The organism is Janibacter sp. CFPM2_SD2 (genome assembly GCF_057364645.1).
In genome coordinates this window covers 1-5,802 of the sequence record NZ_JBNFOF010000197.1, presented here as the reverse complement: position 1 = coordinate 5,802, position 5,802 = coordinate 1, and the positions used below count along the sequence as shown (strand labels likewise).

At 72.4% G+C, this 5,802-nt stretch carries 5 protein-coding genes; 3 read left to right on the top strand and 2 right to left on the bottom strand.

The annotated features are described in order from the left end of the window. The coding region (locus AC2W7J_RS15080; RefSeq protein ID WP_485983382.1) for an AAA family ATPase at positions 1-728 on the top strand (728 nt) is incomplete at its 5' end. Here AC2W7J_RS15080 and AC2W7J_RS15075 read toward each other — a convergent pair. Further along, the gene (locus tag AC2W7J_RS15075) at positions 644-1,030 is read right to left on the bottom strand and encodes a nuclear transport factor 2 family protein (RefSeq protein WP_485983380.1); all 387 of its coding nucleotides are present in this window, start codon (positions 1,028-1,030) and stop codon (positions 644-646) included. The two genes, AC2W7J_RS15080 and AC2W7J_RS15075, sit on opposite strands and share 85 nt — an antisense overlap. A gap of 80 nt (positions 1,031-1,110) precedes the next feature. Next, positions 1,111-2,187, bottom strand: coding sequence for an LLM class flavin-dependent oxidoreductase (locus AC2W7J_RS15070; protein WP_485983378.1), 1,077 nt, complete (start codon positions 2,185-2,187; stop codon positions 1,111-1,113). 48 nt (positions 2,188-2,235) lie between these two features. Here AC2W7J_RS15070 and AC2W7J_RS15065 point away from each other — a divergent pair, with 48 nt between their 5' ends. Both AC2W7J_RS15065 and alaS read left to right on the top strand, forming a co-directional pair. Further along, the gene (locus tag AC2W7J_RS15065; RefSeq protein WP_485983376.1) at positions 2,236-3,072 is read left to right on the top strand and encodes a hypothetical protein; all 837 of its coding nucleotides are present in this window, start codon (positions 2,236-2,238) and stop codon (positions 3,070-3,072) included. A gap of 174 nt (positions 3,073-3,246) precedes the next feature. Then, a partial coding sequence (gene alaS, locus AC2W7J_RS15060) for an alanine--tRNA ligase (RefSeq protein WP_485983374.1) occupies positions 3,247-5,802 on the top strand: 2,556 nt, incomplete at its 3' end.

Sequence of the window (5,802 nt, the reverse complement as noted above, 5' to 3'; positions counted from 1 at the left end):
CGGCCGCCGGCGTGGCCGCCGGCGGACGCCCCTTCGGTCCGGACGCGCCGAAGGCCGCGCCGATCACCCTCGCGCACGTCGAGCAGGCGGTGGCACGGGCAGCGGTGCGCTACGACCGCACCGGTGACCAGCACTACGACGTCGCCTCCGCCTTCATCAAGTCGATGCGCGGGTCGGACGTCGACGCCGCCCTGCACTACCTCGCCCGGCAGCTCGAGGCGGGGGAGGACCCGCGCTTCATCGCTCGGCGGATCGTCATCTCGGCCTCCGAGGACGTCGGCATGGGTGACCCGACGGCGCTGCAGACGGCGGTCGCGGCGATGCACGCCGTCGCCCAGATCGGCATGCCGGAGGCGCGGATCATCCTCGCCCAGGCGGTCGTCCACAACACGCTCGCGCCCAAGTCCAACGCGGCCTACACGGGCATCAACGAGGCGGTCGCCGACGTGCGGGCCGGCAAGGTGCAGGCGGTCCCGCCGCACCTGCGCGGCTCCGGCTACACCCAGGCGTCGGACCGGGCGAAGGGAGCGGTCGGAGGTGCGAAGGTCGAGGGCTATGTCTACGCCCACGACCAGCCGGACGGGGTCGCGGCCCAGCAGTACCTGCCCGACGACCTGCACGCCGAGCTGGCGGACCGCTCCTACTACCGACCGACGGACCGCGGCTTCGAGGCGCGGCTGCAGGAGCGGTGGTCGTGGCTGCGCGGACGGCTGCGCGGCAAGGGCTGAGCCGTCTCAGGCGGGGCGCGCGCCTCGGGCGGAGTGACCCCGACGTCGGTCCACACCTCGGTCATCTCGGTGATCAGGCCGCCGGCGCACGTCGCGAAGCTGGCGACGACGAACCGCTGCTCGCCGGACTCGTCGCGGCCGGTGACGTGGCAGCGGGCGACGGCCCGGTCTCCCGCGCCGACGAGGTCCTCGATCGTCAGTCGCTCGAAGCCCGGGTAGTCGGCGTTGAGCCGCACCCACTCGTCCCGGCCGAAGGTCTCACCCGTGTGCACGAAGTGGACGGTGAAGTCCTGCGCCAGCACGCCGGGAGGTCCTCCCAGCGGTGCTCGTCGATGGTCGTGCACAGGGTCCGCAGCAGCTCGGTGGCGTCCATGGCCAGAACCTACGCGGGCGCCCCGACATCGTCCTCGTCGTCGCGGTCCTCGGCCATCAGCTCGCGCACCAGCGGGACGACCCGCTCGCCGTAGAGCCGGATCGACGACATCCGCAGGTCGTGGGGGAGGCGGCCGTTGGAGTACTTCAGCTGGAAGCGGGTGGCGCCGAGGACCCGCAGGGTCGCGGCGATCTTGTGCGCGACGGTCTCGGGGGACCCGCAGTAGACCGCGCCCTCCGGTGAGAACTGCGCCCGGGCTTGGGCCTCGGTCATGGGCGGCCAGCCGCGCTCGGACCCCAGCTTGCGCATCTGCTCGACGAAGTGCGGCAGGTACTCCTGCGCGGCCTGCTCGTCGGTCTCGGCGATGTGGCCGGGGGAGTGGACCGCGATCGGCAGTCCGGGGTGGCCGGCCTCGTCGCACGCCTGGCGGTAGAGGTCGGCGAGCGGGGCGAACTGCGCCGTCGCGCCGCCGATGATCGCGATGACGATCGGCATCCCGTAGCGCGCGGCCCGGACGACGGACGCGGGGGTACCGCCGACGCCGACCCAGGTGGGGAGGCGCCCGGACTCGGTGGGCGGCATGATGCGGTCGACCTGCACCGGCGGGCGCACGGAGCCCTCCCAGCGGACGGGCTGCTCCGTGAGGACCTGGGCGAGCAGGTCGAGCTTCTCCGAGAAGAGCACCTCGTAGTCCTCGAGGTCGAGACCGAAGAGCGGGAAGGACTCGATGAAGGAGCCCCGCCCGACGGTGATCTCGGCGCGTCCGTGCGAGAGCGCGTCGACCGTCGAGAACCGCTCGAAGACCCGGATCGGGTCGTCGGAGCTGAGGACCGTGACCGAGGTGCCGAGACGGATCCGCTCGGTCGTCGTGGCGAGACCCGCGAGCAGCGTGTCGGGCGCGGAGATCGCGTAGTCGGCACGGTGGTGCTCACCGACGCCGAAGACGTCGAGGCCGAGCTCATCGGCGAGCTGCCCCTCCGCGAGGACCTCGCGCACGACGGTGGCCGCCGGCAGCGGTTGCCCGTCGGCGTCGAGGGCGATGTCACCGAAGGTGTCGAGACCGAGCTGGATCGGCTGGATCGTCATGACGATCAATCTAGGGCCGGGGTCGTCGCGACGCGAGAGACTGCCGCCATGACCGACGCCTCCGTCGCCGAGCACGCCGATGCGCTGCGGGCCCACCTCACCCGGTACCGGCCGACCGAGGGCTTCGCCCTGCTCGGGGTCCGCGAGGAGGGTGACGAGGTGGCCGTCGTCTTCAGGTGGCGGCGCAACCCACACCACTTCGTCGTCCGGTTCGGTCGGGACTTCGCGGCGTTCTTCGCGGAGGAGGAGGGAGCCGGTCTCGACGCGTGGTGCGAGGACGTCGGGTTCTGGCTCATGGAGGAGCTCGACACGGGACTTCTCGCGAGAGCCGACCGGCAGTGCGCGGGCGCGGAGGTCGTTCTCACCTCGCCGTCGGTCCGGCACCGTCCGACGGAAGTCTCGGTCCACGACGTCCCCCAGTTCGAGCCCGAGGTGCGGCTGCCGTGGCGGCTGCGTGCCCGCTTGGCGGTGCGGGGAACGATCGCCCGCTGGCGCGGACGACCAGCCACCTACGAGTGGGCCGCCTGGGCGCCCACGGACCAGGCTCCCCGCGACGGGCGGCGAGACGGTGAGTGGCTGGAGGAGGTCGGGCTCGACGCGGCCGGGGTCCGGGCGATCCGGGACGAAGGGGGCTTCCTGGCCTGGTTGCAGGCGTGGGGGAGCGAACCCGGCAGGGTGGTCGTGGGGCAGTGCGCCGTCGCCGCGACATCCGACCCGGACGTGGCTGCGGTCGTGGTCCTCGGGGTGACGGACGGCGCGCCGAGCGGGGCCAGGCAGGAGCTCGTCGTCGCGGCCGTGCATACGGCCGCCGACCAGGGGGCGCGCACCGTCCTCGTCCCGACAGCCGATGGCGGCACCGAGGCCGTCGACACCGCGCTGTGCTGAGGCCGGGCACCGACCGGTGGGTAAGGTAGGGGCCATGACCGTGCCTCTCGGACGGCCGCGCCGGATCACCGCGCGGCGAGCTACCTCGGGGTCGGCCCGCGCCTGACGCGCCGGTCGCCCCCTTCGCTCCTGCCCCGAGAACCCCCTGCACCACTGATTGGACACGAGACACCCATGGAAACTGCCGAGATCCGGCGCCGTTGGCTCACCTTCTTCGAGGGCAAGGGACACGCGGTCGTCCCCTCCGCCCCGCTGATCCACGAGGACCCCAACCTCCTCTTCGTCAACGCCGGCATGGTCCCCTTCAAGCCCTACTTCCTCGGGCAGGAGACGCCCGCCTGGACCCGCGCCACGAGCGTGCAGAAGTGCGTGCGCACCGGTGACATCGACGAGGTCGGCAAGACCTCCCGGCACGGCACCTTCTTCCAGATGAACGGCAACTTCTCCTTCGGCGACTACTTCAAGCGCGACGCCATCGCCTTCGCCTGGGAGCTGCTCACCACCCCCCAGCCCGAAGGGGGCTACGGCCTGGACCCGGAGCGGCTGTGGGCGACGGTCTACACCGACGACGACGAGGCCGAGCAGCTGTGGCTCGAGCTCACCTCGATCCCCAAGGAGCGGATCGTGCGTCGTGCCGAGGCGGACAACTACTGGTCGATGGGTGTGCCCGGCCCGGGCGGCCCGTGCAGCGAGATCTTCTACGACCGCGGCGACGAGTACGGCCGCGAGGGTGGGCCCGAGGTCGACGAGGACCGCTACATGGAGATCTGGAACCTCGTCTTCATGCAGTACGAGCTCTCGGCCGTCCGCTCCAAGGCGGACTTCGACGTCGCCGGCCCGCTGCCGGCGCAGAACGTCGACACCGGCATGGGCCTGGAGCGGATCGCGAGCATCCTCCAGGGCGTCGACAACATGTACGAGATCGACGAGGTCTACCCGGTGCTGGAGAAGGCCGCGGAGATGACCGGCCGCACCTACGGCACCCAGTCGGGCCAGACCGCGGGCGACTCGCACCCCGACGACGTCCACCTGCGCGTCGTCGCCGACCACGTGCGCTCCTCGCTCATGCTCATCGGTGACGGCGTCACCCCGGGCAACGAGGGTCGCGGCTACGTGCTGCGCCGCATGCTGCGCCGTGCGGTGCGCGCGATGCGCCTGCTCGGCTACGAGGACCCGGCGCTGCCGCACCTGCTGCCCGTCTCGATGGAGCGGATGAGCGCGTCCTACCCCGAGCTGCGGACCGGCTTCGACCGGATCGCGCAGATCGCCTACGCCGAGGAGCAGGCCTTCCGCCGCACCCTCGCGCAGGGCACGACGATCCTCGACACCGCGGTGACGCGCACCAAGGACAGCGGCGGCGACACCCTCGCCGGCGAGCAGGCCTTCGCGCTGCACGACACCTACGGGTTCCCCATCGACCTCACCCTCGAGATGGCGGCGGAGCAGGGGCTCAAGGTCGACCGTGAGGGCTTCGTCCGACTCATGGACGAGCAGCGCCAGCGCGCCAAGGCCGACGCCAAGGCGAAGAAGGGCGGCCACGCCAACACCGAGGTCTGGAAGGACCTGCGCGCGCTCGGCGCGACGGACTGGCGTGCCTACGAGGAGCTGACGACGACCGGCTCGGTCGTCGGCCTCGTGCGCGACGGCGCCCGCGTCGAAGAGCTCGAGCCCGGCCAGACCGGCCAGGTCGTGCTCGACCGGACGAGCTTCTACGCCGAGTCCGGCGGTCAGATCGCCGACTCCGGCGTCATCGTCGTCGACGCGCGGCGCCTGCTCGTGCGCGACGTCCAGCGCCCGGTCAAGGGCCTCGTCGTCCACACCGTCGAGGTCGCAGACGGCGCGGTCCGCGTCGGCCAGGACTCCTCGGCGGAGGTCGACCCGCAGTGGCGCATCGACGCCTGCCAGGCTCACTCCGGCACGCACGTCGTCCACGCGGCGCTGCGCCAGGTGCTCGGCCCGTCGGCACTGCAGTCCGGCTCCTACAACAAGCCCGGCTACCTGCGCCTCGACTTCGCGTGGAACCAGGCGCTGTCCGGCGACGCCCGCGCCGAGATCGAGCACGTCGCCAACCTCGCGGTCCGCGACGACCTGCCGGTCTCCGCGGACTGGATGACCCTGCCCGAGGCGCGCGAGCGCGGGGCGCTCGCCCTCTTCGGCGAGACCTACGACGAGCAGGTGCGCGTCATCGAGATCGGCGGCGAGTGGTCGCGCGAGCTGTGCGGTGGCACCCACGTGCGCCACTCCAGCCAGATCGGTGCCCTCACCCTCACCGGCGAGTCCTCGGTCGGCTCCGGCGTGCGGCGCCTCGAGGCCTATGTCGGCATGAACGCCCTGCAGCACCTGGCGACCGAGCGCGCGCTCGTCGCCGAGCTGTCGAGCATCGTCAAGGCGCCGGCTGGCGACCTGCCGGAGCGCGTCTCCGAGCTCGTCACCCGCCTGCGCGAGGTCGAGAAGGAGCTGGAGAAGGTGCGCCGCGAGCAGGTGGCCGCGTCCGCGGGCTCGCTCACCGACGCCGCGAGCGACGTGGCGGGCGTGACCTATGTCGGCGTCCACATCGCCGGCGGAGCGCCCGACGACCTGCGCCAGATGGTCACCGACACCCGCGCCCGGCTCGGCGAGGACCGCCCGAGCGTCGTCGCCCTCACCGGTGACGGCCCGGGCAAGCCGGTCGTCGTCGTCGCCACCAACGAGGCGGCCCGGGCGAAGGGGGTCAAGGCGGGCGCTCTCGTG

Excerpts from the sequence above, each read along its gene's own strand:
- AC2W7J_RS15070 (WP_485983378.1), bottom strand. The coding sequence starts at position 2,187 with ATGACGATCCAGCCGATCCAGCTCGGTCTCGACACCTTCGGTGACATC.
- AC2W7J_RS15065 (WP_485983376.1), top strand. The coding sequence starts at position 2,236 with ATGACCGACGCCTCCGTCGCCGAGCACGCCGATGCGCTGCGGGCCCAC.